Source organism: Massilia sp. Se16.2.3, assembly GCF_014171595.1.
Classification (GTDB): domain Bacteria; phylum Pseudomonadota; class Gammaproteobacteria; order Burkholderiales; family Burkholderiaceae_D; genus Telluria.
In genome coordinates this window covers 165670-192095 of sequence record NZ_CP050451.1, presented here as the reverse complement: position 1 = coordinate 192095, position 26426 = coordinate 165670, and the positions used below count along the sequence as shown (strand labels likewise).

Sequence of the window (26426 nt, the reverse complement as noted above, 5' to 3'; positions counted from 1 at the left end):
GTGGCGGTAAAAGTCTATGAAATCGACGGCGTGCGCCCCGTGGTCCACCCGTCGAGCTATGTGCACCCGACGGCGGTGCTGATCGGCGACGTCATCGTCGGTCCGCGCTGCTACATCGGCCCGCTGGCGTCCCTGCGCGGCGACTTCGGCCGCCTCGTGCTGGAAGAGGGCGCCAACGTCCAGGACTGCTGCGTGATGCACGGCTTCGAGAATGGCGAAACCGTGATCGAGGTCGACGGCCACATCGGCCACGGCGCCGTGCTGCACGGCTGCCGCGTGGGCCGCAACGCCATGGTCGGCATGAACGCCGTCGTGATGGACGGCGCCGTCGTCGGCGAAGAATCGATCGTCGCCGCCATGAGCTTCGTGAAAGCCGGCATGGTGATCCCGCCGCGCAGCATGGTAATGGGCACCCCGGCCCGCGTGATGCGCGAACTGAAAGAGGACGAAATCAAGTGGAAGAGCTTCGGCACCTTTCAATACCACCAGCTGGCGGTGCGCTCGCTGAACACGATGCGCGAAGTCGAGGCGTTTACCGAGGTAGAACCGAACCGTCCACAGTTCGACTTCAGCAACCAAGGCGGCCACGCGCCCAAAAAATAGCCAACGGTCACGTACGCAAACATCAATCTATACGTAGGGTGGGCTCTTGAGCCCACGCGGTACAGCACTTGCACACCACCTGCCCCAACAAATCCCGAGGAGACAACAACATGCTACCCCCAAGCACCCTGCAAAGCTGGATCGGCGGCCGCTGGATCGGCCAGGAAGCCCACACCCCCCTGCACAGCGCGTTAGATGGCCAGCTGGTCTACCACACCCACGCTGAAAAACTCGACTTCGACGAAGCCGTCACCTACGCCCGCAAGCTAGGGGTCCCCGGCCTGATGAAGCTCGACTTCCAGACCCGCGCCCAGCGCCTGAAAGCCCTGGCCCTGTACCTGATGGAGCGCAAGGAAGAGCTGTACGAGATTTCGCACCTGACCGGCGCCACCCGCCAGGACAGCTGGGTCGACGTCGAAGGCGGCATCGGCACCCTGTTCGCCTACGCCAGCATGGGTTCGCGCGAGCTGCCCTCGTCGAACGTGCTGCACGAAGGCCCGGCACTCGCGCTGGGCAAGCGCGGCGGTTTCGCCGGCACCCACATCCTGGTGCCGAAAGGCGGCCTGGCCGTGCACATCAACGCCTTCAACTTCCCGATCTGGGGCCTGCTCGAGAAATTCGCGCCAAGCTTCCTGGCCGCCATGCCCTGCATCGGCAAACCGGCGACAGCCACCAGCTACCTGACCCATGCCGTCGTCAAGATGATGATCGAGTCCGGCCTGCTGCCCGAAGGCGCGCTGCAGCTCGTCATCGGCTCGACCGGCGACCTGCTCGACCGCCTGACCGGTTTCGATGCCGTCACCTTCACCGGCTCGGCCGACACCGCCGCCAAGCTGCGCGCCAACCCGAACCTGATCCGCGAATCCGTCCCCTTCACGGCCGAAGCCGACTCGCTCAACTGCGCGATCCTGGCGCCGGACGTAACCCCCGACGACGCCGAATTCGATCTGTTCGTCAAGGAAGTCGCGCGCGAGATGACCGGCAAAGCCGGCCAGAAGTGCACGGCGATCCGCCGCATCATCGTGCCCGAGCAGCACGTGGATGCGCTGGGCGAACGCCTGCGCGAGCGCCTGTCGAAGATCGTCGTCGGCAATCCGAAGATGGAAGGCGTGCGCATGGGCGCGCTGGCATCGATGGACCAGCACCGCGACGTGTCGGAACGCGTCGAAATGCTCGCCCGCGGCAACGAGGTACTGTTCGGCGCCCACGAAGGCTTCGCACCGGTGGGCGAAGGCTGCGCGAATGGCGCCTTCTTCTCGCCGACCCTGCTCCTGTGCCGCAACGCCGCCATCAACGCCGCCGTGCACGACATCGAAGCGTTTGGGCCGGTGAGCACGATGATGACCTACCGCGACATCGACGAGGCCCTGCACCTGGCCGCGCTGGGCCGCGGTTCGCTGGTGACGACGCTGGCGACGAAAGACCCGATGATTGCCGCGCATGCGGTGCCGATTGCCGCGGCCTCGCATGGCCGCGTGCTGATCCTGGACCGCGAAGCCTCGGTCGACAACACCGGCCACGGTTCGCCCCTGCCGCAGCTGAAGCACGGCGGTCCGGGCCGCGCCGGCGGCGGCGAGGAGCTGGGCGGCATCCGCGCCGTGAAGCACTTCCTGCAGCGCGCGGCGGTGCAGGGCTCGCCGACGATGCTGACCGCCGTCACGGGCGAATACGTGCGCGGCGGCGCCGTCAAGGAAAGCGAGATCCACCCATTCCGCCGCTGGTTCGAGGACCTGGAGATCGGCCATTCCCTGCTGACGCACCGCCGTACCGTGAGCGAGGCGGATATCGTGAATTTCGGCGGCGTCTCGGGCGACTATTTCTACATGCACTTCGACGAGATCGCCGCGAAAGACACCCAGTTCGGCAAGCGCATCGCCCACGGCTACTTCGTGCTGTCGGCGGCCGCCGGCCTGTTTGTCTCGCCGGCACCGGGCCCGGTGCTGGCCAACTATGGCCTCGACAACCTGCGTTTCGTCGCGCCGGTGGCGATTGGCGACACCATCCGCGCCCGGCTCACCTGCAAGCGCAAGGTCGACCGTAACCGCACGGACGAACAGGGGCGCGGCCAGGGCGTGGTCGCGTGGGACGTGCAAGTCACCAACCAGAACGACGAACTGGTGGCCAGCTACGACATCCTGACGCTGGTGCAAAAGCGCAGCTGAGCCTTCCATCGGCTCGTCCCCGGACCGCGGCGGTCCTGCGATTGGGCAGGCATCCCGCGGGCCACATGCGCGGTCGTCGATCGACGCTACCGCCGGGCCGCTTCGTGCGGCCCGCGCCTTTTTTCTCCACCACGGTAAGGCCCGGCCAACCCGGCATGGGTCGCCGCTTTTCAAATTTCCTGTCGGAAAATCTTACATTCGCTTCAAGCGCTGATCCCACTCAATAATTTTGTTATTCGGAAACAATGACTTAGTTTTCTGGCCCGAAATTTGCTAATAGGAAAATAAGCAACCACCCGGATTGCCAAAGAAAATGTAGAAAACATTCGTTCGATAACGAGCGAGAGCGGAGAAGAGATGAAAACGATCAAGAAAATTGCCAAGGTCCTGCCACTGCTGGTGTGCGCTTATGCAGGTTCGGCCCAGGCCCTGACGATCAAGTTCAACCACGCGGCCGACATGGACGCGCGTGCGCTGGCCGGCTTCCAGGCCGCCGCCGACAACTGGAGCCGCGTGCTGCACGACAACGTCACCGTCAACCTGAACATCGGTTTCTCGGCACTCGGCCCGGGCGTGCTCGGTTCGACCGGTTCGACGCGCGGCACCGTCAGCTACGACGCTTTCCGCGATGCCCCGGCAGCCGATGCCTGGGGCAAGACCGACCGGGCTGCGGTTGCCGGCCTGTCGGGCAGCAGCTGCCTGGGCGTCTACATGAACGGCACCGGCGTGAATCCGAACGGCGCCGGCAGCGGCACGCCCTTCCTGGACAACAACTGCAACGCCAACAACACCACCATCCGCCTGACGACGGCCAACGCGCGCGCAGCCGGCCTGCTCGACGCTAACAATCCGCTGGTCGACGGTTCGGTCTCGTTCAGCAACCTGTTCACCTGGGACTTCGATGCGGCCAATGGCGTCGATTCAAATGCCTTCGACTTCGTCGGCGTAGCCACCCACGAAATCGGCCACGCGCTCGGCTTCGTCAGCGGCGTCGACACCCTCGACCTGAACCGCAGCGGCAACTTCTCGGACGCGGCCTTCACCTATATCGCGCCTGCCGACCTGTTCCGCTGCTCGGACGAGAGCAAGTTCGCCGGTGCCGACCTCGACTTCGCCGCCGACAGCCGCGACAAGTTCTTCTCGCTGGATAACTGCGACAGCAAGCTGGCGCCGTTCTCGGAAGGTCGTACCTGGGGCGATGGCCAGCAGGCCAGCCACTGGAAGGACAACATGCACATCGGTATCCTCGACCCGACCGCGGGCCGTGGCGAAGTGCTGGCGATCTCGAAGCTCGACATCCAGCTGTACGACGCGATCGGCTGGAACGCCGTGCCGGAACCAGCCTCGATCGCCCTGTTCGGCCTGGGCCTGGCCGGTGTCGTCGGTCTGCGCCGCCGCCGCAAATAACACCGGCTCCGTCCGGCTGGAAGGAACGGCGCCTGCGGGCGCCGTTTTTCATGGGGCCGTCAGATACGGCCGGCGCGGCGCATGTCCTGGCGATCCTTTATCATGGGCTTTCATCAACCTGACGCGGAGCACCTATGCCTAGGCTGGACCTGAACAGTATTCCGGTAGTGAGCGGCACCGGCTATCCGCCGCCCTTCGACGATATCGTCAGCGGGCGCAGCCGCCAGGCGCTGGGCGCGGCCGGCGGACTGACCCAGTTCGGCGTCAACCTCGTCGAGCTCAAACCCGGCGCGGCATCGTCGCAACGCCACTGGCATTCCGATGTCGACGAGTTCGTGATGGTGGTCTCGGGCGAGCTGACGCTCGTCACCGACGAGGGAGAAACCCTGATGCGCGCGGGCGACTACGCGGCCTTCCCGGCCGGCCAGCCGAATGGCCACCACCGGTCAACCGCAGCTGGGGCAACGCGCTGCTGCTGGCGATCGGCCCCGAAAGCCCGCTTGACCGCGCCGTTTATCCCGACATCGACCTGCTCTACGACGGCAGCACCGACAGCTACACGCACCGGGACGGCACGCCGTATCCGAAGCGCGATACCGGCACGGCGGGGTGGCGCCAGCCGATTCGCCGGCGCTGGAAGAGCACGACCTGAAGCCGCGGGTGTACCGGCACGAGTAGTTCGCGGCCTAGCCAGCCCGGGTGACCCTCAGCCGTCCATCGGGCGTGAGGACGGCCCGCAGCTCGGCATAATCGCGCACGCCGAAGACGTCCGTCTCCATCGGGTGCGCATGCGTCAAGGTCACGACAATACTCTCCATCCCGGCCGCCGCCGCCGACCGCAGGCCCGTCTGGGTATCCTCGAATACCAGGCAATCGGCCGCATCCACCCCCAGCAGGCGCGCACCGAGCAGGAAGGGATCGGGCGCCGGCTTGCCGTGCTTTACGTCCTCGGCCGCCACCAGCAGGTTGGCCGCAGGCAAGCCCGCTGCCGCAAGACGCGCCTTTGCCAGCGCGCGCGGTGCCGAGGTCACGATGCCCCAGCGCGCGGGCGGCAGGCTGGCGAGGAAATCGGCTGCGCCACCGATGGCTTCGATGTCGGCGACGTCTTCGATCTCGGCCGCCGTGATCCAGGCCGCTTCCGCAATCGGATCGACACCAGGCAGGCCGAGTTGGCCGATGGTGTCATGGGTGCGCTTGCCGTGCAGGGTCGGCAGGAAGGTCTCGACGTCGAGGCCATGGCGTGATGCCCAGGCACTCCAGACCCGTTCGGCCGAGCGGATCGAGGTGAGAAGGGTGCCGTCCATATCGAACAGAAAGGCGGCGAAGCTGCGGTCGGGCAGGGAAGTGGCCATCGGGCGCATCAATCGAGCTTGCGCTCGTAACGGTCCTTGACTACCTGGCTGATGAAGGTCGACAGGCCGCTGCCGAGCGTTGCCAGGCGCTGCATTTCCGCGATGTTCTCGGCGCCGGCGCTCTGGTCGGTGTAGAGATAGCGGTCGCCGCCCGCGAAGCGCACCGTGATCGAGCGCGCGCCGATCTCATAGGCGAGCACGCCGGATTCGCCGCTCAGGTTTTTGTAGCGTTGCATCCTGTCCTCCACACTGGGGTAGTGCGGCAATTCTAGGCGGTGGCAGGCGGGCGCTCTGTGCTGCGTCGAACAGTGTGGGCTTCGAGAGGGCGCCAGAAAGGCGCCATCGGCAGGATGGCTGCGCCGGTCGCTGGCGCAGCCGGAAAACGCCTCAGCGGGCCGGCTTGCGGCGGCGCGCCGCGCCAGCCAGGCCTGCCGCGCCCAGTGCCAGCAGGGCAATGCTGGCCGGCTCGGGCACCTCGCCCGGGCCGACATAGACCGGCACGATCTTCGGTACGCCGTACTCGTAGCCGCCCATCGCGTCGAGATAGGCGACCAGTTCGGGATCGACGCTGCCGCGGGTGGCCGAACCCTTCAGCGTGTCGAAATACATCACCGGCGGCTCGTCCGTAAACAGGTTGGCGAAGTAGTTGACGGTGTAGGTGAAGCCGCCGCCCTTGGCGCGCTCGAACTCGACGTTCAGGTTCGTGACATGGTCGGCGCCGTAGGTGTCCAGGATCGAGAAATTGGTCGGGCCGTTCTTGCGGAAACGGGTGGACGCGCTGTCGAGGAGCACATCGCCTTCGCCCGTCATCGGATAGAAATACCAGCCGAAACGGCCGTTATCGAACACCGGGTCGGCCAGCTGGAACGAGAACAGCGCAATCGATCCATCGGTATCGTGCTGGACGATGAAGCCGTCCAGGCCGCGGCTCGGCTCACCGTAATGGAAGTCATACTGGACATAGCCGGCCGACGCGTTCAGCGAAAACAAGGCGGTGGCCGCGAGGGCGACGAGTTTTTTTATCATGAGGTTTCCCCTGGTTGTGGAATGCGTCTTACAGCAAGCTCCATGCCACGAAGGAATCATGCGCGGTATCAATGACTTGGGAACTAACAGTATTCGCTGGCGGCGCAATGTGTAAGGTCTGTCGACAAGAGGGGGCCTGTATGCAGGCGTCCGCGACCGGCTGCAGCGCTCGCGCGGGAAACCTACAGCACCTGCGCCACGAACACGATCAATGACGCCGACGGCACCAGCAGCACCTGCGCCAGCAAGGTCCCGGCCAGGCGGCTGCCCACCAGCCAGACGATGGCGTGGCGGAAATCCCCTTCGCTGACGCGCCCCTCCACCACATCGTCGGTCATGCCCGACATGTGCGGATCGATGAACACGGCCATCATGATGGTCGCGCCGCCATTGATGATCGAGGACAGCGTGCTCGAGGTCACCCGCACTTCCGGCGCCAGCGCCCCGGCATACAGGGCCGCGAACACGCCCACCGTCCACAGCGCGACGGCGCCGACGTTGAGCAGGGTGATCGACAGCGACACCGTGTTCCTGCCGCGCAGGCCGCTCACGTTGGACGCCGCCGGCAGGGTGGCCGCATCGCGCATGCGACAGGCCGCCCTTCAAGAAGCCGTGCAGGATCAGCTTGGGCACCGAACGGTGCACCTGGAAGTGGTCCACGGTGCGGCAGAAGACGCGCTGGAAGGTCGGGATGAGCAGGGCGCCGGCCAGCGTCGCCAGCGAGCTTGCCACCAGCAGCCAGCGGAAGTCCGCCAGCAGGTTCGTACTCACCGCGCCGGCCAGGTTCGATTCGACCCGCTTGGCGAGAAACGGACCGAGAAAGGAATTCGAGGTGCGCGAGACCAGCACCAGGATGGAAAACAGCGCAAACGACACCGCAATGCGGCGCGTGCGCACACCGGCGATACGCACGGAATACGCCAGGGTGCCGATCAGGTGGATGACGAAGGTGAGGAAGCAGATCAGCCAGAGCTGGGTATCCATGCGTCGGTGCCGGTGTTGTCAGACACGCATGCTGACATCGAACGGGTGGCGCGGCAAGAAGAAATGGTGCTAGCCCACTTCGTGTCGCCGGGACAGTGCTTGACTCAACGCGGTGAGGTCTGCTCGACAGAAATAAATTTCCTAAATGCTACACCGTTGTTTGTATGGAATGTACAATTTCATAACTGAACATACATCCAGGTCTTACTCATGAAGCGCATTTCAAAATTACTCATCCTCTGTCTCGTCCTTGCTGTAGCCGGCTGTGACAAAGGCATGCTCGACAACCCGATGCGCAAGGCCGTGCGCGAAAAACTCAAGGATCCGGACTCGGCGAAGTGGGGCGAGGTGTATGTCTACAAGAATCGCGCCTGTCTGGAAGTGAATTCGAAAAACTCCTACGGCGGATATACCGGTAAGCAGGCGGCATGGCTGCACAGCTTTGGCGGTGACAGCTGGTACCTCGACAAGATCAATGAGGACGTGTGCTACGAATCTCCTTTGAAAGAACTGGTGGCGATCGACGAAGCCGAAGAAGCGGCCGAAAAAGAGGTTATCGCCCTGCTCGCAAAGATCGGTCGCACGGTTACCCCGCATGAACTGACTATGGTCAACAAGGATGACCCCGCCTCCGACAAATGCGTTGTCCAGGCCAGTAAGGCGATGACGGCAAAACGCATCGCACTCGGCACCAAACCGGATAGCCGTGCCATGTGGGAGAAGGATTACGCTGAGCAGATCGCACCCGTGATCTCGGGTGCTTGCAAGGGCTGATTGCCTGAGCAAGCCATGACGGCGACTTTCGCGCCCGCGAAAAACGCCGGTGCACCGCGCACGCAGGCTGGCGGTTGACGCAGGTGCCGCACGATGCCAAAATTGAAACCCCATTCACCGACTCGAGGAGACACCCATGAACCAGCCTGATACCGTCTCCCGGTCGGCCGCCTGACGCTTCTGTCCATCACGACGATGTCCTGAGCGCGCAAGCGCCCGACCTTCCATTCTTCGATTCCGCCGCGCCCCTGCGGCGGCTTGCGCACGCCTGTGCGCCACTGAATTGGAAAACACATCGTCATGATCGACTTCGATTTCCCGGCCCTGCAAAGGATCGGTTTTCACCCGCAGTTCGTTTCACAACTCGCGGCAGTTTCGCCACCACAGCGCCTGGCCCGCGTCACCGCCGCCGCGCGCGATGCGTACACGCTCGACGACGGGCACGCCACCTTCCAGGGCCGTAGCGCCCGTTTCGACGCGTCGAATCAACCCGTGGTCGGCGACTGGGTGCTCGTCACGCCCAGCCTCGGCGACTGCTGGATCGAGCGCGTCCTGGAGCCGCTTACCCAGCTGACGCGGCGCACACCCTCGGGGCGGCAAGTCCTGGCGAGCAACGTCGATACGGCGCTGCTGCTGATGGGCCTGGACAAGGACTTTAATCCCCGCCGCATGGAGCGCTACATCGCGCTGGTGCGCGCCTGCGGCGTGGCGCCGGTGATGGTGCTGACGAAGCCGGATATCGGCAGCGATGCCGAGAGCAAGATTGCGCAGCTGCGTGGGCGCATTCCTGGCGACGTGCCGGCCGTGACCCTGGTGCCTGCCGAGCAGTCCGATAGCGGCCTGCTGGCGCCCTGGTTGGGAGCAGGGCAAACGCTGGTGCTGCTGGGTTCATCGGGCGTCGGCAAATCGACGCTGACCAATGCCCTCACCGGCAGTGCGCAGGTGACGGGCGGTACCCGCCAGGGCGACGACCACGGCCGCCACACCACCACCGGTCGCTCGCTGCACCGCTGTCCGGGCGGCGCCTGCATCATCGACACGCCGGGCTTGCGCGCCTGGCAGCCCGACGCCGACGAGGATGAGCTCGACGGTGCCTTCAACGATATCGCGGCACTGGCCGAGGCTTGCCAGTTCCGGGACTGCCGCCACGAGAGCGAGCCGGGCTGCGCGGTGCGGGGCAGCGTCGACGAGGACCGGCTGCGCAACTACCGTAAGCTGCTGCGCGAAGTGCAGCGGGCCGCGCAGACGCCGCTGGATAAAATCGCCGAACGCGGCAAGTGGAAGGTATTGGTGAGGGCGGCGCAGGAACGCGGCCGCAACAAGCGCGGCGGCTAGAAAAGAACAGCCCTGGCGCGGCGCGCGGCCGCCTGCCGGGCTGCTTGTCACTACTGGCGTCGCTTATTCGGTCCAGCTGCTTGCGCACGCGTGCGATGGCCAGTTTTACCTGGTTCGGTGCGGTGCCGCCGACGTGGTCGCGCGCGGCGACGGAGCCTTCCAGCGTCAGCACGGCAAACACGTCGTCCTCGATCAGCGGCGAGAAACCGCGCAGGGTCTCGAGCGACATCTCCGACAGGTCGACGCCGGCACCGTCGCAGGCGCGCACCGCATGGGCCACGGCTTCGTGCGCGTCGCGGAAGGGCAGGCCTTTTTTCACGAGGTAGTCGGCAAGGTCGGTGGCCGTCGCATAGCCCTGCAGGGCGGCGGCGCGCATGTTCCCGGCTTTCACGGTGATGCCGCCGGCCATGTCGGTGAAAATGCGCAGCGTGTCGAGCACGGTGTCGATCGTGTCGAACAGCGGTTCCTTGTCTTCCTGGTTGTCCTTGTTATAGGCCAGCGGCTGGCCTTTCATCAGGGTCAGCAGCGCCGTCAAATGTCCGTAGACGCGGCCGGTCTTGCCTCTGGCCAGCTCCGGCACGTCCGGGTTTTTCTTCTGCGGCATGATCGAGGAGCCCGTGCAGAAGCGGTCGGCGATGTCGATGAAGCCGATGCGCGGGCTCATCCACATGACCAGCTCTTCCGACATGCGCGAGACGTGCATCATGATGAGCGAGGCTGCGGCTGTGAATTCGATCGCGAAGTCGCGGTCGGAGACAGCGTCGAGCGAGTTGTGGCAGACGTCTTCGAAGCCGAGGGTCCTGGCCACGCGCAGGCGGTCGATCGGGAAGGTGGTGCCGGCCAGGGCAGCGGCGCCCAGCGGCAGGCGGTTCACGCGGCGGCGCGCATCGATCATGCGCTCGGCATCGCGCCCGAACATTTCCACATAGGCCAGCATGTGGTGTCCGAAGGTGATCGGCTGCGCCACCTGCAGGTGGGTAAAGCCCGGCATGATGGTGTCATGGTGGCGCTCGGCCAGGTCCGTAAGGGCCGCGCGCAGCTGCTGCAGCAGGGCCAGCACGTCGTCGATGGCGGCGCGCACGTACAGGCGGATGTCGGTCGCCACCTGGTCGTTGCGCGAGCGGCCCGTGTGCAGGCGTTTTCCCGCATCGCCCACCAGCTCGGTCAGGCGCTTCTCGATGTTCAGGTGCACGTCTTCCAGGTCGAGCAGCCACTCGAAGCTGCCCGCCTCGATCTCGCCGCGGATCTGCGCCATGCCGCGTTCGATGTCCAGCAGGTCCTCCTGCGAGATGATGCCCTGCGCGGCCAGCATCTCGGCATGGGCGAGCGAGCCTTCGATGTCGAAGGGCGCCAGGCGCTTGTCGAAGAACACCGAGGCCGTGTAGCGCTTGACGAGGTCCGAGACCGGTTCGGAGAAGCGTGCCGACCAGGCTTCGCCTTTTTTGGAGAATTGTGCAGTCATGGGGATGTCCGGTTGAAGTATCCGTTCGATTATAAACCGCCATCTCGCGGCCCCGCCCGCAGCGGGCCGGGATGACAAGGAGGCGGAAATCGCGGATTATTCGCCTGTCAACATATGCAGCGAAGGAGTACAAGATGGAGAAGATTCGTCAACGCAGCCTGGGCCTGGCGCTGGCTTGCGTCATCGCGGCCGGCCCCGGTGCCGCCGCTGCTGCCCAGCCGGCCCAGCCGGCGCAACTGGCGCCGGCCCAGCCGACGACCGTCAAGGAGGCTGACGGTGCCTCGGTCGACAGCGTCGTCGCCGCCCTCTACGATGTCATTTCCGGCCCCGCGGGAGCGCCGCGCAACTGGAACCGCATGCGCGCGCTGTTCGCGCCGGACGCGAAGCTGATGGTGATCCTGCCCAAGCCCGAGGGCGGCTTCGGCTTGCGCGCGCTGACGGTCGAGGACTACATCAGCCGCAACATGAGCACCTTCAATACCTCCGGGTTCCACGAGCGCGAGATCGCCCGCAGCACCGACAGCTTCGGCCAGCTGGTGCACGTGTTCAGCACCTATGAATTGCTGCGCTCGCCGCACGACCCGAAGCCCTTCATGCGCGGCATTAACAGCATCCAGCTGGCGCACGACGGCAAGCGCTGGTGGATCGCCAACCTGGTCTGGCGCGCCGAAGACGCAGGCCTGGCGCTGCCCGAGCGCTACCTGCCGGCCCGCCCGGAAGGCGCAACGCGGCCCTGATAGCAATTCGGCAATCGAATCTTGTCGATCCTGCAAATGGGGCTAAAATTGGTTTTTTCGCCAGATCGGCCAGGCAGATGACGACCAACGATTCCAGCTTCGAGGCCAGTACCGACCAGTCGCGGCTCGACATCCCGATGATCTACCGTTTCCTCAGCGAGCAGTCGAGCTGGGCGGTCGGGATCTCGCGTCCGCTTGTCGAGCGCGCCATCGAGAATTCGCTTTGCTTCGGCGGCTACCTCGACGGCCGCCAGATCGCCTTTGCCCGCGTGATCACCGACTTCGCCACCTTCGCCAACCTGGTCGACGTCTTTGTCCTGCCGGAATACCGTGGTCACGGCTACGGCAAGCAGCTGGTGGCAGCGGTGCTGCGCCATCCCAGCCTGCAGCGCCTGCGCCGTTTCACGCTGGCCACCAGCGATGCCCAGGGCCTGTACGAGCGTTTCGGCTTCACCGCGCCGCGCCAGCCTGAGACATTAATGGAACGTTACTTCCCGAACATTTATCTCTCCTGAGCGGTCTCAACACGGCGACATCTTTCCCGAATCAGGCTTAGGATTTCCCTGTTCGAGAAGGAGCGTCGTATGTGGCCAATTGCTGGTTCCGTTGCGCTTGCCGCATCCCTGCTGACCGCAATCCCGGCCGAGGCCGAGGTACCGGTCCGTCTCCCCGCCACCAAGGGCTCGCTCGTCATCATCGGCGGCGCGCTGCGCACCGACAACGCCGCCGTCTGGGAACGCGTGGTCGCGCTCGCCGGCGGCAGGGGCGCGCGTATCGCCGTGTTCGCCTCGGCTTCGGCCAACCCGGAAAAGTCCGGTGCCGCCCTCGTCGAACGCCTGAGCAAATATGGCGCCAAGGCCTTTTTCGTCCCCATCGCCGTGCGCCTGACCGGCACCGATTACCAGGCCGCGGCCGACAATCCCGAATTGGTGGAGGCGATACGATCCGCAGGCGGCGCGTACTTCGCCGGCGGCGACCAGTCCCGCATCACGCGCGCCCTGCGCCGCCCCGACGGCAGCAACACCCGCGTGCTCGATGCCCTGTGGGACATGTACCGCCGCGGCGGCGTGATCGCCGGCAGCAGCGCCGGCGCCGCCATCATGAGCAGCAGCATGTTCGGTAACCCGAAGCCCGTGCTCGCCACGCTGAAACTCGGCCTCGAGGACGGCCAGGAAATCACGCCCGGCCTGGGCTTCATCGGCGACGACGTGTTCGTCGACCAGCACCTGCTGGTGCGCGGCCGCTTCGCCCGGATGCTGCCGGCGATGCTGCAAAAGGGCTACAAGCTGGGGCTGGGCATCGACGAGAACACGGCGATGATCATCAAGCCCGACCGTGAGGTCGAGGTCGTGGGCTACAGGGGCGCGCTGGTGGTCGATTTATCCAGGGCCCATGCGCAGCAGGGCGCCTTCAACATCAGCAACGTGCGCCTGAGCTACCTCGACAACGGCGACCGCTTCAACATCGCCAGCCGCAGCTTCACGCCCGCGCCCGACAAGGCCGAAGGCCGCCTCGACCCGGCGCGTCCCTACTACCGCGAGCCGCTGTTCTCGGCCGATATCCTCGGCAACAGCACGGTGGTGGACCTGATGGGCAAACTCATCGACAGCGACCAGGTCGAAGCCATCGGCCTGACGCTCGACAGCCCGCACAACGTCCAGCCTGATCTCGGTTTCGAATTCAAATTCACCCGCACCGGGGAAAGCGTCGGCTACATGTCGGCCGCGACCGAGGCGTATTCGGTCTACAACGTGCGGCTCGATATCCGGCCGATCGTGGTGAAGATGCCGCTGTATCACTACAAGTAGCACCCGACGGACGGTTCCAGCGTAATCAACGCTTCACGTTCCTGTGCGCCTTGTAGTCGCCAAAATGGCTCGTCCGGGGCTCCAGCCCACGTTCCTCCATCTTGCGCCGCAGGAGCGCGAAGGCCGCGTCCCTGTCCTGCCCCGACCACGCCGACACCGGCGCCACGACGAAGCGCATGTCGTCGCCGTACAGGACCAGCGTGCCCTGGACGCCGATGTCGACGCGCTCGACGTCGCGCCAGAGCATGCGGTAGCGCCCCATCGTGTTGCGGTGGCCGATGCCATCTTCGTCCAGCTCGAAGCTGCCCGAGGACACGAGGATGTAGGCGCCCAGGGCGATGAAGACCCAGAAGAAGGCGGACGGGCCGTACTGGCCTGCGAGGAAGGCGGCGACACTGCAGCCCAGGAAGATGGCGATGCAGGCCCAGGCGGCAATCGTGTGGCTGCGTAGCCGGACGGTCAGGGGCCGGCCGGTGGAAAACGTCGTGGATGTCATGGAGCGGCTTTCGAAAGGTGCATCAAGAAAAAGGCTGCCGCGCGAGCGCAGCGCGGCAGCCCACCGTCATCCCACGACAGCGCTTAGTCGACCGTGACTTCCTTGCGGTTGTCGCGCGACACGCGGTCGATCATCTTGTTGTAGGGATCGACGCCGACATCGAAAGGCTGCTCCTTGACGGTGATGGTCACGACCGGGTTCTCGCCCGTGAGGACGCGTTTTTCCAGCAGCAGCGCGCGCTCGTCCTGTTCCTTGGCACCCTTGGCGCGCGCGAAGACACCGATCTCCACCGGCTCGTCGTAGGTGCGTGGCGTTTCCCTGCCCTTGCCGTCGGCTTCCATTTTCGCCAGGTGCAGCTTCATCGTCACGTCCCACTGGCCATCGGCGCGCTTCTTCGCCCTGGCCTCGAGGACGCGGTTATCGTAGAAGACGATCTTCTCGAACATGTCGGCGATCAGCGCATGCTTGGCAACCGGCGCCTCGGCGCGGATGTAGTCGAGCAGTTCGGTCGAGGTCGTGAACGGCGCCTCCTGGAAACCCTTGTCCTGCACGAAGCGCTTCAGTGCGCGGTTGAGTGCCTCTTCGCCGATCTCGTCACGCAGGCGATAGAAGATCAGGCTGCCCTTGCGGTAGTGGATGTAGTCCTGGTTTTCCACGCGGTACAGGGGCAGTTCCTCGATCTTTTCGCCGCCGCGCGAGCTCAGGTAGCGATCGAGCTCGTAGCGCAGGAAGCGGCGCATCTTGTCGCGGCCATATTCCTTCTCCATCACCATCAGCGCCGAGTACTGCGCCAGCGATTCGACCAGCATGGTTTCGCCCTGGACGTTCGCGGGAGCGATCTGGTGGCCCCACCACTGGTGCGCCATTTCGTGGGCCGTCACGTAGAACACGTAGTCGATGTCTTCCTTGTCGCGCAGGTCGGCGATGAAGCCGATCGACTCCGAGAACGGGATCGTGTTGGCGAACGACTGCGCGAAGCTGTTGTAGTTCGGGAACTCGAGGATGCGTACCTGCTTGTGCTGGTAGGGCGTGAACTGGGTCGTGAAATAGTCCAGCGACTTCTGCGTTCCCGTAATCATCCGGTCGACGTTGTAGGCGTGCTTGCGGTCGTGGTAGATCTCGATCGGGATGCCGTGCCAGTCGGCCTTCTTCACTTGCCAGTCGGCCGACAGGTAGGCGAAGAAGGGCAGCATCTTCTGGTCCATCTTGTAGTGGTAGTAGTTGCGGCCGTTTTCCTGCCACGACTTTTGCAGGTAGCCGGGCGCCAGCGCGATCTGCTTGCCGCTGGTGGAGACGACGGTGTCGAAACTGATCCAGTCGCCATCGGCACCGAAGGCCGTGTTGGCACGGGCGGCCTGGTCTTCCAGCTTGGCCATGCGTTCGGGTTCGCCCAGGCCGCGCTTGCGGCGCTCGTTGCGGTCGGTGAGCTCGAAGCCGTTCTGGTAGCCGATCGACGGGAAGAACTCGCGGTTGTTGAAGAAAGTACCGTTCAGGTTGACCGTGTCGGGCGTACCGCCGTTCGAGAAGCCCGGGTGGCGCACGTCGATGACGAAGTCCAGCGGCATGCGGGCGCCCGGCGCCAGGGCTTGCGCCAGCTTGATGATGCGGAAGCCGGATGTCTTGTCGTCCAGCTCGACCTTGTGCTCGGGCAGCCCCGACAGGGTGCTTTCGACATCGGGGTTGAACTGCAGGCGCAGCGTGTCGAGCGGCTGGTTCGTCTTGTTCTGCAGGACGTAGCTGCCCTTGATGCGTACGCGGCGCTCTTCCGGATAGATGTCGACCGCGGCGCGGATATCCGTGATCTTCGGATGCGGCAGGTCCTTGTACTTGCGATAGGTTTTTTCGTACAGGGCCTGCTTGTCCATCGTCACATCCTTGGCTTCGTAGCGTGCCAGGGTATTCGTGTTGTGGAAGATCCAGCCGCCGACGCCGCCGAAGGCAAGCAGGCAGGCGGCCAGCGCCACGCCCAGCGGTCCCGTCAGGTGGCGGCCGGCGGCGCGCACACGGGTGCGCCAGTCGGTCGACAGGCCGCGCACCCAGAAAGCCTGGGCCACGATCAGGGCCGCCACGGTGAACAGGGTCCAGTACAGCGCGAACCAGGCCCAGCCCGTGAGGAAGTGGCCATAGCCGTTCATGTCCGAGTAGGGGGCGCCCGGCAGGCCGGCGAAGCTGTACAGGTTGTGGTCGAAATGCAGGATGCCGGCGACGATCTGCCACACCATCAGCAGGATCATCAACAGGTAGCCGATGAACTTGTTGTTCGTGACGACCTGCGCGACCACGCCGATCAGGGCCATGAAAATGAACGGCAGGCCGGCGATCAGCGCGCCCTTCAGATACAGCTGCAGCTCGACCGGCGCACCGCCGCGCACCAGCTGGATCGCCATCGCGGCCAGCACGCCCGCCAGCATGAAGGCCAGCACCACGCCAACCAGCGCCAGGCTCTTGGCCAGCAGCGGTGCCCAGTTCGGCACTGGCATGGCATCGACGACGTCGGCGATCTTGACCTGGCGTTCCTTGAAGATCAGCTCGCCGGCATAGAAGGTCACGATGATAAGCAGCATGAAGGTGAAACTGGAGCTCAGCAGTTCCACCATCAGGTGGGTCATCGGATAGACGTCGGTGCCGAACATCTGCCCCATCTGGGTCGAGGCGCCGAACATGTTCAGCACGCCGATCAGCAGCATGACGAGGAAAGGCACGCTCTTGAACACGGCTGTGGCATCGAAAGCGAAGATGTGCCAGCACTGGCTCCAGCGCGTCGCACGCGTGAAACGGGGTTCGATGCGCGGCAGCGCGACGGGTTGCGTCACCGGCGCGGCGGCAGCGGCCAGCCTGGCCTTGCCGAACAGGCGCTTGCCGGTACCGGCGCGCTGCGGCTTGAACAGGACCAGGGGTCAGGCCGAACAAGCCCAGCGCGACGGCGGCCCACACCGCGCGATTGGCGAGGATATAGCCGCCAAAGGCGGGCAGGCCGGCGTTGGCCTCGGCGGTGGAATAGTAGCGCGTGGCGCGGCCCAGTGCGCGGATACCGAAGGGGTCGGTCAGGACGGCGATCCATTCGTTGTCGAGGTTCGAGGTGAACTTGCCGGCCACCACCCACAGCACGAACAGGGCCAGCACGCCGACGTACACCAGCATGATCGAACGCGTGGTCGAGGCCAGCAGCATCAGCAGGGCGCCGATGAAGAACAGGTTGGGCACGACGATCACGGCCAGGGACCACAGGTAGGCGCCGCCCGGGAAGGGCCCGACGCGCTGGGTGTCGACCCAGGGCATCTGCGGTCCCAGCATCATGCCCAGGACGATGACGGCGAAGATGACCAGGCAGGCGACCAGCCCGGCGGCGAAACGGCCGGCCAGGTAATCGTGCTTCTTCATCGGGGTGGCGAACAGCATGTCGGAAATGCCGACTTCGCTGTCGCGCAGCACGGTGCCGGCCATGAAGATGGTGACGACGAACATCGACATCAGGCTGAAGACGCCGAGCAGCTGGGCGACGACGAGCGGCGCGTTGCGGTTGACGTTGCCGATGGCGCCGCCAACGGTGACGGCATCGGTGGTCGTGGCGGCAAAGGCGAGCGCGCCGAAGATCAGCGCGCATACCCAGAGCAGGGGCTGGCGCAGCTGGGTGCCCAGTTCGAAGCTGAAGAATTCTTTCAACATGCCGGCTCCTTAGACGACGGCCGCTTGCGCATCGCTTGCCGCGGCGGCGACCTTCGCGCCCCCGCCGCTGGCATTGCGGATCTGCAGGAAGTAGACGTCTTCCAGGTCCGGCTCGACACTGGTGAAACCGTCGTCCGGCTGCGACTCGGCATACACGTTGATCTGCGGCCGCCCCGCCACCAGGCGGGTCGACAGCACGTTGAAGCGCTGCTGGTATTCGGCCAGGGCTTCCTGGCTGACGGTGCGGCGCCAGACGCGGTTCTTCAGCGTGTCGATGGCAGCCTGCGGTTCGCCCTGCAGCAGCACGGTGCCCTTGGCGATCATCGCCATGCGCGGGCACAGGTCGGTAACGTCCTCGACGATGTGGGTCGAGAGGATGACGACGACCTGCTCGCCGATCTTGGCCAGCAGGTTGAGGAAGCGGTTGCGCTCGTCCGGGTCGAGGCCGGCGGTCGGCTCGTCGACGATCACCAGGCGCGGCGCGCCCAGCAATGCCTGGGCGATGCCGAAGCGCTGGCGCATGCCGCCGGAATAGGTGCCGAGGGCGCGCTTGCGCGCATCCCACAGGTTGGTCTGGTGCAGCAGCGCTTCCACGGCTTCCTTGCGCTCGCCCTTGGCAGTCAAGCCCTTGAGGACGGCGAAGTGGTTCAGCAGCTTTTCGGCGCTGACCTTCGGGTAGACGCCGAAGTCCTGGGGCAGGTAGCCGAGCTGGCGCAGCAGCGCTTCCTTGTTCTGCAGGACGTCGAGCCCGTTGAAATGGATGCTGCCGCTGTCGGGTTCCTGCAGCGTCGCAATGGTGCGCATCAGCGAGGACTTGCCGGCGCCGTTGGGCCCGAGGAGACCGAACATCCCGTTCGGGATCTCCAGGCTGACATTGTTGATGGCCTTGACGCCATTGGCATAGGTCTTGTTGAGCTGCTTGATCGATAGCATCGGTGTTCTCCAGGAGTGTGGACGGCTTGCCCTTTTGTTTTATGGAAGCGGGCGGCGGGAATTATTTCCTCCCTGACAATCTACAGTTAATGAAAAGCAATGTCAGCATTTTGTGACAGACTGCGCGAAATCGGGAGTGGAAGGCGGATTCCCGGGAATATGCATGCGGCATCGCAGGAGGCGATGCCAATCGGTAGGGGCGGCCTGGCGCTGCCTGCGAGGCCACGCTCGGACGGCCTGGCCGAAGTGGGGTCCCGTGCCCGGGGCGGCAGGGCGTGCGGCGTTAGCGCCGGTAGGACTCGCAGCCGATTCCGTCGTGGTCGCGGTCCAGGTGGCGTGCGTACCCGGGCTCGCCAAACCGGACAGGGGCGGCGCCGGCCGCGCGCGCTTGCGCACAGTTCGCAAATGGGCGTCCTGCGCGCGGCTCGGCCGGTGGGGCGGGCGTTTGCGGCGCGGCCCGGGAAGCATCGGTGTATAAACGGGGGATGGGCGGCGGCCGGGAGGTGCCGCGGTGACAATGGTAGTCGCCGGTCTTGTGGTTGGTGTGGCAACCGTGGGCGTTCAGGCCCCCGCCATGCGCGAAAGCCGCGCCGGGCAGGCTCAAGCCCATGCATACAACAAGCAGGTGCAGGCGCGGTGTCGCAGCAGCCGGCGCTCCCGGCAAGCCGCCAGCATATCCGTGTTTGTCCGGCATTGAATCCCCATGAGCAGGCCTGACGATATGCAGGCATGCAGGGAGTATAACGCCTGTTGTGCAATAGTTATTTCTTTTGTGCATCAAAGAGCATGCAGCGTCGCTTGCGCGTGTCAGGCGCGCTGTGCCGGCTGGTCGCGCCTGCGCAGGCGTCCGGGCGGAGGCAGGCCATGGGTGCGGAAGTGGCGCCGCAGCGATTCCGCGGACCCCAGGCCGGCGAGGTCGGCCACCGCGTCGATGGCCAGTGCCGGCCGCGTCTCCAGCAGGCGCGCGGCCAGGCCGATGCGTTCCCGCACCAGCCAGGCCAGCGGCGCCAGGCCGGTCGACTCCTTGAAGCGGCGCTGGAAGGTGCGCGTTCCCATGCGTGCCTGCCCGGCCATCGAGGCCACCGTGTGGCCGGCGCGGATGTTTTCGCGTACCCAGTCCATCAGCGGTGCGATCGCGTTGGCGTCTTCGGCGGGCAGGGGGCGCTTTACCAGTTGCCGCTGGTCGCCGTCGCGGTGCGCCGGAATCACCAGCCGCTGCGCCACCCCGTTGGCGATGGCGGCGCCGAAGTCGCTGCGCACCACGTGTAGCAGCATGTCGAGGCCCGCCGCCGAGCCGGTCCGAGGTCACCACGCGGCCGTCCTCGACGTACAGGGCACCGGGATCGATGCGCACTTGCGGGAACTCCCTGCCGAGACGTTCCAGGTAGCGCCAGTGCGTGGTCGCCCTGCGCCCATCGAGCAGGCCGGCGTGGGCCAGGACGAAAGCGCCGGAGCAGATCGCGCAGATGCGCGCGCCGCGTGCGTGCGCCGCCTGCAGGGCCGCGACCAGCGGCGCCGGCGGCGCTTCGGCGGCATCGCGCCAGCCCGGCACGACGATCGTGTCGGCGTCGGCAAGCGCTTCCAGGCCATGCGGCGCCTGCACCGTCAGGCCGCCCATGGCGCGCAGCGGGCCCGCCTCGGCGGCGCAGACGGCGTGGCTGTACCAGGCGACGCCGAGCTCGGGGCGCGGCAGTGCGAACAGTTCGATGGCGCACCCGAATTCGAAGGTGCACAGGCCGTCGTAGGCCAGGATGGCGACGTGGTGGGGCATGGCGCAATGTTACCAATTTCTGTCATGGATCGATCTGCCGGCCTGGCCGCGGGCAGGGCACACTGGCTGCTCACTTCACAGGAGAAACCGATGAGCTCTTCCGTCAGCGCCGTTCCCGCCGCATCCGCCGACCGCGCCGCCTGCCACTTCGGCACGGCGCTCGAATTCGAGACCGATTGCGCCGACGTGTTCGGCGCGATGTCGAGCGCCCAGCAGGATTTCGTCCTGCTCGATGTCCGCAGCCCCGAACTGTTCGCGCAAGGTCACGTGCCCGGTGCGATCAACCTGCCGCAGCGAAAAATCGTCGACGTCAAACTGCGCGATTATCCGGACGCGACGCTGTTCGTCGTCTACTGCGCGGGACCGCACTGCAACGGCGCCCACCGCGGCGCCTACCGGCTGGCGAAGAAGCTGGGGCGGCCGGTCAAGCTGATGGTGGGCGGCGTCACCGGCTGGGTCGACGAGGGTTTCGCGCTTGCCCGCGCGGATACCGCGTGAGGCGCTGTCCCTACAGGCAACGCGGCCGGATCTCGTCGCGCAGCAGGCGTGCCTGCGCTTCGACCATCGGCAGGTTCGGGTCGTGGCCCGCGCGCGGCACCACCACCAGCTTTTTGACTGGCGCCTGGAGGGCATCGAAATAGCGCTGCGTGACGGCGGCCGTGGTCAACAGGTCCTCGCTGCCCTGCACCAGGTAGACCGGCAGGCTGAAGTCCGGGCCCAGGCGGTACAGGTCGATCGTTGCCGCCATGCCGTCATTGCGCATGCCGACGAACTGCAGGAAGGAGTAATCTTCGCCGGCTTCGTAGTCGGCCTGGGCCTGGGCTGTCGCATGGATCGCGCCCGGTTCGCTCCAGCTACGCGGCATCGGGTCGGTGCGCATCGCCTCGTACTTGCGCATGGCCTTGCGTTCGATGCCGAAGGAACGGGGATTGGTCCAGGGCGGCGGGCCCAGCGCTTCGATCCTGGCCGCCGTCTCGGTATCGCCGGCGGCGCGTGCCAGTGCGATCAGCCTGGCATGGCCATCGACGTTTTCGCGCTGCGCCACCACCTGCGCCGTGCCGAGGTAGGCGCAGAACTGCCCGGGGCTGGCCTTGGCCATGTGCACGGCCAGCACCGAGCCCCAGGAACTGCCCATCAGGATCAATTTGCGCTTGCCCAGGCGCGCAGCGACGTGGCGCGCCACCGCCAGCCCGTCGTCACGCAAGCCTTCCACGGTGAGTGTTTCGTCGTCGGCCGGCTTGTTGCGGCCATAGGTCATGCCGGCGCCGCGCTGGTCCCAGTGCACGACCGTGAAATCCTTTTCCCAGGCGCGGTAGGGCCCCTTGTCGTAGATGCTGAGCGGATTGCCGGGGCCGCCGTGCGCCACCAGGATGACCGGATTGGCACAGCTGTCGCCCTGCATCGTGATCCACTGCTCGATGCCGTTGATGCGGACGAAGCCCTGTTCATCCACGCGCTGTCGGGCGCTGGCGCAGGCCGGGGCGGTCTCGGCCGCGGCGCAGGCGAAGGGGAGCGCCAGCAGGGCGCCTGCAAACAAGCTCGACAGGGTTTTCATCGGTCTCCGGTCATTGTCGTTATTGTTGACTGACAATCATCTATCGGCTGCCATGGGCCGTCAACAAGGATCGGATATGCATCGGCAGGGCAGGCATTGCTGTTGTGCCAGGATTACAATGCCGGGATCGACTCCATCGAGGACTTGCCATGCCCCGCTTCTTTCCGCGCCTGCTTCTTGCTGTCTGCCTTTTCATGGGCGGCCTTGCCCACGCCGCGCAACCGGCCACCGTGCGCGTCGATTACGCCCACAGCGGCAATGCCCTCGGCGACAGCTATGCGCTGGAACAGGTCGCGATCGAGCCGCTGCCCTGGCCAGGCGACACCACGCGCAGCCTGGACAACACGAACCGCGGCCAGAACCGGGTCGAAGTGGCCGATGCGAAGACGGGCGACCTGCTCTATTCGCGCGATTTTTCCACCATCTTCGGCGAGTGGCGCACGACCGACGAGGCCAATAAAATCAGCCGCAGCTTCCAGGAATCGGTGCGCTTTCCCAAGCCCGACCGCCCGGTGCGCGTGCGCATTCTCAAGCGCGACGAGCGCAATGCGTTTTCGGTGGCCTGGAGTATCGAGATCGATACCGATGCGCCGGATGTGGTGAGGAAGCAGCCGGCGGTAGTGGCGAAGCCGATTCCCGTGCACGTCAGCGGACCGTCGCCGCAGAAAGTCGACCTGCTGATCCTCGGCGACGGCTACACCGCCAGGGAAATGGCGAAGTTCGAGGCGGATGCGCGCCGCCTGGCGAAGCACCTGTTCTCGGTCTCGCCCTTCAAGGAGCGCGCCAACGACTTCAACGTCTGGGCGCTGGCCGTGCCGACCGAAGCGTCGGGCGTGTCGCGCCCCTCGACGGGCGTGCACCATGCCTCAAACCTGGGCACCCGCTACGACATTTTTGGCAGCGAACGCTATGTGCTGGCGCTGGACAACCGGGCGCTACGCAACATCGCCCAGCACGCGCCCTACGAATTCATCGAAATCCTGGTCAACAACGAAACCTATGGCGGCGGCGGCATCTTCGGCCAGTTCAGCACGGCCGCCGCCGGCAATGCCTGGGCCAACTATTTGTTCGTGCACGAGTTCGGCCACCACTTTGCCGGCCTGGCCGACGAGTACTACACCTCGCCCGTGGCCTATGCCGCCAGCAGCACGCGCATGGAACCCTGGGAGCCGAACGTGACGGCGCTGCGCGACCCGGCCCAGCTGAAGTGGAAGCGCCACGTGCAGGCCGGGACGCCCCTGCCGACGCCGTGGCCGAAAGCCCAGTACGAGGAGCGCTCGCGGGCCTACCAGAAACGGCGCGCCGCGCTGCGCGAACAGAACCGGCCCGAAAGCGAGATGGATGCGCTGTTCCGCGAAGACCTGGCCGCCACCCGCGCCCTGTTCGACCGGCAGCCCCATCGCCATGCCATCGGCGCCTTCGAAGGCGCGAACTACGAAGCCAGCGGCTACTACCGCCCGGCGATGCAATGCATCATGTTCGATCGCAGCGAGGCATTCTGCCCGGTCTGCGCGGACGGGATCCTCGACATCATCGACCTGTACGCCGGTCCAGCCAAACGCTGACCGTAGGCAATTGATGCAATCTTTGTAACTTGATGTAACGCAACGAGTGTTTGTGTGGTGACGAACAGACCCACCTCACCCCGCGGCCTATTCTGGACCTGTACTTAACAAAAAGTTAAACACAGCATGCGGACACGGTTCCGCAGCCCACCATAGACCGAAAGGACAGACATCATGAACAAACTGCTCGCCACCCTGATCGCCGCCTTCCTCGCCACCGGCGCCTGCGCGCAAACCCAGACCACCGTCACCCAGGCCACCACCACCCCGGCCGCCAGCGAAGCCGTCGTGAAAGCCGAAGCCCGTGCGGAAAAGGATGTCGCCAAGGCCGAAGCGAAGGAAATGAAGACCGCCTCCAAGGCCGATGAGAAGGCCGCCAAGGCCGTCGCCGACGCCCAGGAAAAGAAAGCCAGGGCCCATGCGAAAGCCGTCAAGGCCCACGCCAACGCCGCCGAGAAGGTGACCAGGGCCGATCCGGAAGACCGCGCCAAGGCAATGGCCAAGGCCGAGGAAAAAGTGTCGGAAGCGAACCTGAAGGCCGAGAAGGAAATGATCAAGGCTGACGAGAAATCGCTGAAGACCCAGGTCGATGCCGCCGCCGACAAGGCGCAGGCCGCCGCCAGGACCGAGCAGGTCCGCGCCGAAGCCACCGCCGACGTGCACAAGGCTGCGGCCAGGAAGTAATCGGGTCCTGCCACAAAAATGTGCCGGCGCGAGCCGGCATTTTTTTGGGGAGGTGGATCGCTCAGGCGGCTGCGGCCCTGCGCTCCCAGGCCGCCCCGTCGACGCCCTTGAGCAGGAGCCACAGGCAGAACGCGCTCTCGCCGACGAGTGCGGGCAACAGGATGAAAGGGAACAGCAGCGCTTGCAGGGCTGGCGAGAGGATCATGCTGAAGCTGTTGATGAGATAGCCTGCCCCCGCGAGCTGCATCAGCACGCCGATCCACTTCGGAAAGAACCCTGACTTGCGGATCAGGTGCCCGGCGATCAGGCATTCGATGCCGAAGAAGATCAGGGCCAGGCCGAAGGCATGGGCGTGCGCGACGATGGACTGGTAGGCCGTCAGGTACAGCAGTTGCGGGTCGACGGCTTTCAGGTAAGCGGCATCGGACAGGGGCGTGAGCACCGCGTGCAGGTGCAGCGCGCTGATGCTCTCGACGGCGAGGGACACCAAGGCGAAGCAGACCAGCAGGCGCGCCAGGTTCCTGTCGACCGGGCGCAGCAGCAGGTAGCAGGTGAAAGTGAGCCCGACGGCGCAGATCAGCAGCAGATCCTGGGCCGCGATGCCCAGGCGCCAGAGCGACGGCGTCGCCAGGATATGCTGCGCCGTCGCGGCCGGATCGCCCGTCACGACAAGCGTCCCGCGGATCACTGTTTCACCGAACAGGCCGATGACGATGATGAGCAGGTACAAGATTCCGGCGAAGCGGGCCCAGGCCTGGATCGGCATCTGGTGCGGCAGGGGGCGGGAGTTCGGCATGGAGTGATCCGGTTCGGGATGCCGCGTCAATTGGGCGCAGCGCCAGCACGCAGGGACTGCTCGCCGGGGCCCCTGAAGTAGGTCGCGATCACGTAGCGCCACGGGAGGGCGAGCGGGATCAGGACAACCAGGCCGACAGCGAACAAATTTTCCGCCATCGCCGGCGACAGCGGTCCCGCGCGCAGTGCCGGCACCCCGACGACAAGCAGCCAGAGCGCTTTCCACAGCAGTTCCCACAACAGCACCGGCAGCATCCGCAGCGGATAACGCACGCCCAGCGCGCACAGCACGCCAAAGGCGGCCAGCATGCAGTTCACGAAGCCCTGCATCAGCTCCCAGGGTTGCTCGTGGCGGATGACGCCGGGCCAGACGACGATGCCGAGGCCGACGGCGATCAGGAGATACAGGGCGCGGAGCAGGTTCAGGCGCAAGGATGAAACGGCGGGCATGGCGGACTCCTTTGAAAGGACTTGCAGGGGGGCGTGCTCGAGGGGCTTATCCGACGTCTTTCAGCAGTTTTTCGACCGACGCCATGCGCGTCTGCATGTCCAGCAGCGATGCCTGGATGGCACCCAGCGCCGCGGCCGTTTCTGCCTGGGCGGCGGCCGCGCTTTCGGCGGCGAGGCGATAACTGTTTTCGCTGGCGATGCGGGCTTTGGCTTGCTGCACCGAAGCGTAGGCGCGCATGCCAAACACGAGGATGACGGTGCCGAAGGCGATGGCGAGCGTGAGCAGGTACACATGTTCTTTCATGGCGGTCTCTAGTCGTTGATGTTGTTGGTCAGGGATTGGGCAGCCGCGGCGATCCGGGCGGGCGTCAATGCGAGGTCGAAGGGATTTACTTCAAAAAAATTCAAGGCTTTGCCCTCGGGCGAGAGTTCCAGCTGGCTCACGACCAGGCCGGCCTCCTGCAGTTTTTGCAGGTGCAGGTGCAGGAGCGGGCGGCTCATGCCGAGTTCGCGCGCCAGCTGGCTCACGTAGTTGCGCCCGCCCGCCTGCAGCGCCGCGATGATGCGCAGCCGGTGCGGATTGGACAGGGCCGCCAGCACGGCCAGCAAGGCATCGCCATCCAGTTTGTCCAGTTGTTGTTTCATGTGTAAACAATATCTGACATGTGAAAGCGTGTCGAGTCTATTTTATGGATGAGTGCTTCGTGTCCGGCTGTGCGTAGGTACAACCGCGTGGAGTCCCGACTCCACGCGGAATGGAACCGGTGCGTGCCGCGCAGTTCGTAGGGTGGGCGCCCCGAGCCCACGCGGTATCGATCCGGTGCGTGCCGCGCAGTCGGCAATAACCATGGATTGGCAGTG

The 26426-nt window shown here is 65.4% G+C and carries 25 protein-coding genes and 4 pseudogenes; 14 read left to right on the top strand and 15 right to left on the bottom strand.

Features of this window, described 5'->3' with window-relative positions; all coding sequences use genetic code 11:
* The 4 genes and pseudogenes from G4G31_RS00905 to G4G31_RS27320 form a co-directional block, all read left to right on the top strand.
* The gene (locus tag G4G31_RS00905; RefSeq protein WP_182989908.1) at positions 1-603 is read left to right on the top strand and encodes a phenylacetic acid degradation protein PaaY; all 603 of its coding nucleotides are present in this window, start codon (positions 1-3) and stop codon (positions 601-603) included.
* Positions 604-713: 110 nt separating this feature from the next.
* On the top strand, positions 714-2765 hold the full coding sequence (gene paaZ, locus G4G31_RS00900; protein WP_182989907.1) for a phenylacetic acid degradation bifunctional protein PaaZ: 2052 nt from the start codon (positions 714-716) through the stop codon (positions 2763-2765).
* 357 nt (positions 2766-3122) lie between these two features.
* Complete coding sequence (locus G4G31_RS00895; RefSeq protein WP_182989906.1) at positions 3123-4172, top strand: NF038122 family metalloprotease; 1050 nt, start codon at positions 3123-3125, stop codon at positions 4170-4172.
* A gap of 134 nt (positions 4173-4306) precedes the next feature.
* Positions 4307-4555, top strand: a pseudogene (locus G4G31_RS27320) (cupin domain-containing protein); the annotation flags it as partial.
* Positions 4556-4858: 303 nt separating this feature from the next.
* Here the strand turns inward: G4G31_RS27320 and G4G31_RS00885 are convergent.
* The 4 genes and pseudogenes from G4G31_RS00885 to G4G31_RS00870 all read right to left on the bottom strand — a co-directional run bounded on the left by G4G31_RS00885 (position 4859) and on the right by G4G31_RS00870 (position 7534).
* Positions 4859-5524, bottom strand: a complete 666-nt coding sequence (locus G4G31_RS00885) for an HAD-IA family hydrolase (RefSeq protein ID WP_182989905.1) — start codon at positions 5522-5524, stop codon at positions 4859-4861.
* 8 nt (positions 5525-5532) lie between these two features.
* The gene (locus G4G31_RS00880; RefSeq protein ID WP_182989904.1) at positions 5533-5760 is read right to left on the bottom strand and encodes a hypothetical protein; all 228 of its coding nucleotides are present in this window, start codon (positions 5758-5760) and stop codon (positions 5533-5535) included.
* Positions 5761-5911: 151 nt separating this feature from the next.
* Positions 5912-6550 (bottom strand): PEP-CTERM sorting domain-containing protein, encoded by a 639-nt coding sequence (locus G4G31_RS00875; protein ID WP_182989903.1) that lies wholly within the window; start codon positions 6548-6550, stop codon positions 5912-5914.
* Positions 6551-6732: 182 nt separating this feature from the next.
* Positions 6733-7534 (bottom strand): annotated as a pseudogene (locus G4G31_RS00870) (lipid II flippase Amj family protein).
* A gap of 210 nt (positions 7535-7744) precedes the next feature.
* Between G4G31_RS00870 and G4G31_RS00865 the strand changes: the two are divergent.
* Positions 7745-8308 (top strand): hypothetical protein, encoded by a 564-nt coding sequence (locus G4G31_RS00865; RefSeq protein ID WP_182989902.1) that lies wholly within the window; start codon positions 7745-7747, stop codon positions 8306-8308.
* Between the two features lie 300 nt (positions 8309-8608).
* Positions 8609-9643, top strand: a complete 1035-nt coding sequence (rsgA, locus tag G4G31_RS00860) for a ribosome small subunit-dependent GTPase A (RefSeq protein WP_182989901.1) — start codon at positions 8609-8611, stop codon at positions 9641-9643.
* A gap of 70 nt (positions 9644-9713) precedes the next feature.
* Here the strand turns inward: rsgA and argH are convergent.
* A pseudogene (gene argH, locus G4G31_RS00855) lies at positions 9714-11105 on the bottom strand (argininosuccinate lyase); the annotation flags it as partial.
* Positions 11106-11239: 134 nt separating this feature from the next.
* Here argH and G4G31_RS00850 point away from each other — a divergent pair.
* From G4G31_RS00850 to G4G31_RS00840, 3 genes are all read left to right on the top strand, one after another.
* On the top strand, positions 11240-11842 hold the full coding sequence (locus G4G31_RS00850) for a hypothetical protein (protein WP_229425258.1): 603 nt from the start codon (positions 11240-11242) through the stop codon (positions 11840-11842).
* Positions 11843-11919: 77 nt separating this feature from the next.
* On the top strand, positions 11920-12357 hold the full coding sequence (locus G4G31_RS00845) for a GNAT family N-acetyltransferase (RefSeq protein WP_182989900.1): 438 nt from the start codon (positions 11920-11922) through the stop codon (positions 12355-12357).
* A gap of 69 nt (positions 12358-12426) precedes the next feature.
* Positions 12427-13650: a cyanophycinase gene (locus tag G4G31_RS00840; protein ID WP_182989899.1), complete on the top strand. Its 1224-nt coding sequence runs from the start codon at positions 12427-12429 to the stop codon at positions 13648-13650.
* Positions 13651-13675: 25 nt separating this feature from the next.
* Here the strand turns inward: G4G31_RS00840 and G4G31_RS00835 are convergent, their stop codons facing one another.
* The gene (locus G4G31_RS00835; RefSeq protein ID WP_182989898.1) at positions 13676-14146 is read right to left on the bottom strand and encodes a hypothetical protein; all 471 of its coding nucleotides are present in this window, start codon (positions 14144-14146) and stop codon (positions 13676-13678) included.
* An 83-nt stretch (positions 14147-14229) separates the two neighbouring features.
* Positions 14230-16959 (bottom strand): M1 family aminopeptidase, encoded by a 2730-nt coding sequence (locus G4G31_RS00830; RefSeq protein WP_229425257.1) that lies wholly within the window; start codon positions 16957-16959, stop codon positions 14230-14232.
* Positions 16960-17225: 266 nt separating this feature from the next.
* On the opposite strand from G4G31_RS00830, the gene G4G31_RS24800 reads away from it, so the two are divergent.
* Together G4G31_RS24800 and G4G31_RS24795 are read left to right on the top strand one after the other, a co-directional pair.
* On the top strand, positions 17226-17378 hold the full coding sequence (locus tag G4G31_RS24800; protein WP_229425256.1) for a hypothetical protein: 153 nt from the start codon (positions 17226-17228) through the stop codon (positions 17376-17378).
* A 165-nt stretch (positions 17379-17543) separates the two neighbouring features.
* The gene (locus tag G4G31_RS24795) at positions 17544-17825 is read left to right on the top strand and encodes a hypothetical protein (protein ID WP_229425255.1); all 282 of its coding nucleotides are present in this window, start codon (positions 17544-17546) and stop codon (positions 17823-17825) included.
* On the opposite strand, the gene G4G31_RS00825 is transcribed toward G4G31_RS24795, so the two are convergent.
* From G4G31_RS00825 to ftrA, 3 genes and pseudogenes are all read right to left on the bottom strand, one after another.
* Positions 17822-18745: an ABC transporter ATP-binding protein gene (locus tag G4G31_RS00825; protein WP_182989897.1), complete on the bottom strand. Its 924-nt coding sequence runs from the start codon at positions 18743-18745 to the stop codon at positions 17822-17824. The genes G4G31_RS24795 and G4G31_RS00825 overlap by 4 nt on opposite strands.
* Positions 18746-19028: 283 nt before the next feature.
* A complete protein-coding gene (locus G4G31_RS28770) occupies positions 19029-19355 on the bottom strand; it encodes an excalibur calcium-binding domain-containing protein (protein ID WP_183108503.1) in 327 nt (108 codons plus the stop codon).
* Positions 19356-19552: 197 nt separating this feature from the next.
* Positions 19553-20516: pseudogene (ftrA, locus tag G4G31_RS00815) on the bottom strand (transcriptional regulator FtrA).
* A 90-nt stretch (positions 20517-20606) separates the two neighbouring features.
* Between ftrA and G4G31_RS00810 the strand changes: the two are divergent.
* Entirely contained in the window at positions 20607-21014 is a 408-nt protein-coding gene (locus G4G31_RS00810; RefSeq protein ID WP_229425254.1) for a rhodanese-like domain-containing protein, read from the top strand.
* A gap of 10 nt (positions 21015-21024) precedes the next feature.
* Here the strand turns inward: G4G31_RS00810 and G4G31_RS00805 are convergent, their stop codons facing one another.
* On the bottom strand, positions 21025-22071 hold the full coding sequence (locus tag G4G31_RS00805) for an alpha/beta fold hydrolase (RefSeq protein WP_182989894.1): 1047 nt from the start codon (positions 22069-22071) through the stop codon (positions 21025-21027).
* Positions 22072-22220: 149 nt separating this feature from the next.
* Between G4G31_RS00805 and G4G31_RS00800 the strand changes: the two genes are divergently transcribed.
* Together G4G31_RS00800 and G4G31_RS00795 are read left to right on the top strand one after the other, a co-directional pair.
* On the top strand, positions 22221-23636 hold the full coding sequence (locus G4G31_RS00800) for an IgA Peptidase M64 (RefSeq protein WP_182989893.1): 1416 nt from the start codon (positions 22221-22223) through the stop codon (positions 23634-23636).
* 174 nt (positions 23637-23810) lie between these two features.
* A complete protein-coding gene (locus G4G31_RS00795) occupies positions 23811-24320 on the top strand; it encodes a hypothetical protein (protein ID WP_182989892.1) in 510 nt (169 codons plus the stop codon).
* A gap of 61 nt (positions 24321-24381) precedes the next feature.
* Here G4G31_RS00795 and G4G31_RS00790 read toward each other — a convergent pair whose 3' ends face one another.
* The 4 genes from G4G31_RS00790 to G4G31_RS00775 are packed head-to-tail and all read right to left on the bottom strand — an operon-like array spanning position 24382 to position 26210.
* A complete protein-coding gene (locus tag G4G31_RS00790; protein WP_229425253.1) occupies positions 24382-25116 on the bottom strand; it encodes a DUF4386 domain-containing protein in 735 nt (244 codons plus the stop codon).
* Positions 25117-25142: 26 nt separating this feature from the next.
* On the bottom strand, positions 25143-25565 hold the full coding sequence (locus tag G4G31_RS00785; protein WP_182989891.1) for a hypothetical protein: 423 nt from the start codon (positions 25563-25565) through the stop codon (positions 25143-25145).
* A gap of 46 nt (positions 25566-25611) precedes the next feature.
* Positions 25612-25857: a hypothetical protein gene (locus tag G4G31_RS00780; RefSeq protein WP_202033696.1), complete on the bottom strand. Its 246-nt coding sequence runs from the start codon at positions 25855-25857 to the stop codon at positions 25612-25614.
* A gap of 20 nt (positions 25858-25877) precedes the next feature.
* Entirely contained in the window at positions 25878-26210 is a 333-nt protein-coding gene (locus G4G31_RS00775) for a winged helix-turn-helix domain-containing protein (protein WP_182989889.1), read from the bottom strand.
* Positions 26211-26426: the final 216 nt, after the last annotated feature.

Coding starts and splice junctions, on each gene's coding strand:
- G4G31_RS00810 (WP_229425254.1), top strand. CDS start 20,607: ATGAGCTCTTCCGTCAGCGCCGTTCCCGCCGCATCCGCCGACCGCGCC.
- G4G31_RS00875 (WP_182989903.1), bottom strand. CDS start 6,550: ATGATAAAAAAACTCGTCGCCCTCGCGGCCACCGCCTTGTTTTCGCTG.
- G4G31_RS00880 (WP_182989904.1), bottom strand. CDS start 5,760: ATGCAACGCTACAAAAACCTGAGCGGCGAATCCGGCGTGCTCGCCTAT.
- G4G31_RS00835 (WP_182989898.1), bottom strand. CDS start 14,146: ATGACATCCACGACGTTTTCCACCGGCCGGCCCCTGACCGTCCGGCTA.
- G4G31_RS00805 (WP_182989894.1), bottom strand. CDS start 22,071: ATGAAAACCCTGTCGAGCTTGTTTGCAGGCGCCCTGCTGGCGCTCCCC.
- G4G31_RS28770 (WP_183108503.1), bottom strand. CDS start 19,355: ATGGGCTTGAGCCTGCCCGGCGCGGCTTTCGCGCATGGCGGGGGCCTG.
- G4G31_RS00840 (WP_182989899.1), top strand. CDS start 12,427: ATGTGGCCAATTGCTGGTTCCGTTGCGCTTGCCGCATCCCTGCTGACC.
- G4G31_RS00885 (WP_182989905.1), bottom strand. CDS start 5,524: ATGGCCACTTCCCTGCCCGACCGCAGCTTCGCCGCCTTTCTGTTCGAT.
- G4G31_RS00845 (WP_182989900.1), top strand. CDS start 11,920: ATGACGACCAACGATTCCAGCTTCGAGGCCAGTACCGACCAGTCGCGG.
- G4G31_RS00865 (WP_182989902.1), top strand. CDS start 7,745: ATGAAGCGCATTTCAAAATTACTCATCCTCTGTCTCGTCCTTGCTGTA.
- G4G31_RS00775 (WP_182989889.1), bottom strand. CDS start 26,210: ATGAAACAACAACTGGACAAACTGGATGGCGATGCCTTGCTGGCCGTG.
- G4G31_RS00895 (WP_182989906.1), top strand. CDS start 3,123: ATGAAAACGATCAAGAAAATTGCCAAGGTCCTGCCACTGCTGGTGTGC.
- rsgA (WP_182989901.1), top strand. CDS start 8,609: ATGATCGACTTCGATTTCCCGGCCCTGCAAAGGATCGGTTTTCACCCG.
- G4G31_RS24795 (WP_229425255.1), top strand. CDS start 17,544: ATGTCGGAAATGCCGACTTCGCTGTCGCGCAGCACGGTGCCGGCCATG.
- G4G31_RS00790 (WP_229425253.1), bottom strand. CDS start 25,116: ATGCCGAACTCCCGCCCCCTGCCGCACCAGATGCCGATCCAGGCCTGG.
- G4G31_RS00850 (WP_229425258.1), top strand. CDS start 11,240: ATGGAGAAGATTCGTCAACGCAGCCTGGGCCTGGCGCTGGCTTGCGTC.
- G4G31_RS00800 (WP_182989893.1), top strand. CDS start 22,221: ATGCCCCGCTTCTTTCCGCGCCTGCTTCTTGCTGTCTGCCTTTTCATG.
- paaZ (WP_182989907.1), top strand. CDS start 714: ATGCTACCCCCAAGCACCCTGCAAAGCTGGATCGGCGGCCGCTGGATC.
- G4G31_RS00795 (WP_182989892.1), top strand. CDS start 23,811: ATGAACAAACTGCTCGCCACCCTGATCGCCGCCTTCCTCGCCACCGGC.
- G4G31_RS00785 (WP_182989891.1), bottom strand. CDS start 25,565: ATGCCCGCCGTTTCATCCTTGCGCCTGAACCTGCTCCGCGCCCTGTAT.
- G4G31_RS00825 (WP_182989897.1), bottom strand. CDS start 18,745: ATGCTATCGATCAAGCAGCTCAACAAGACCTATGCCAATGGCGTCAAG.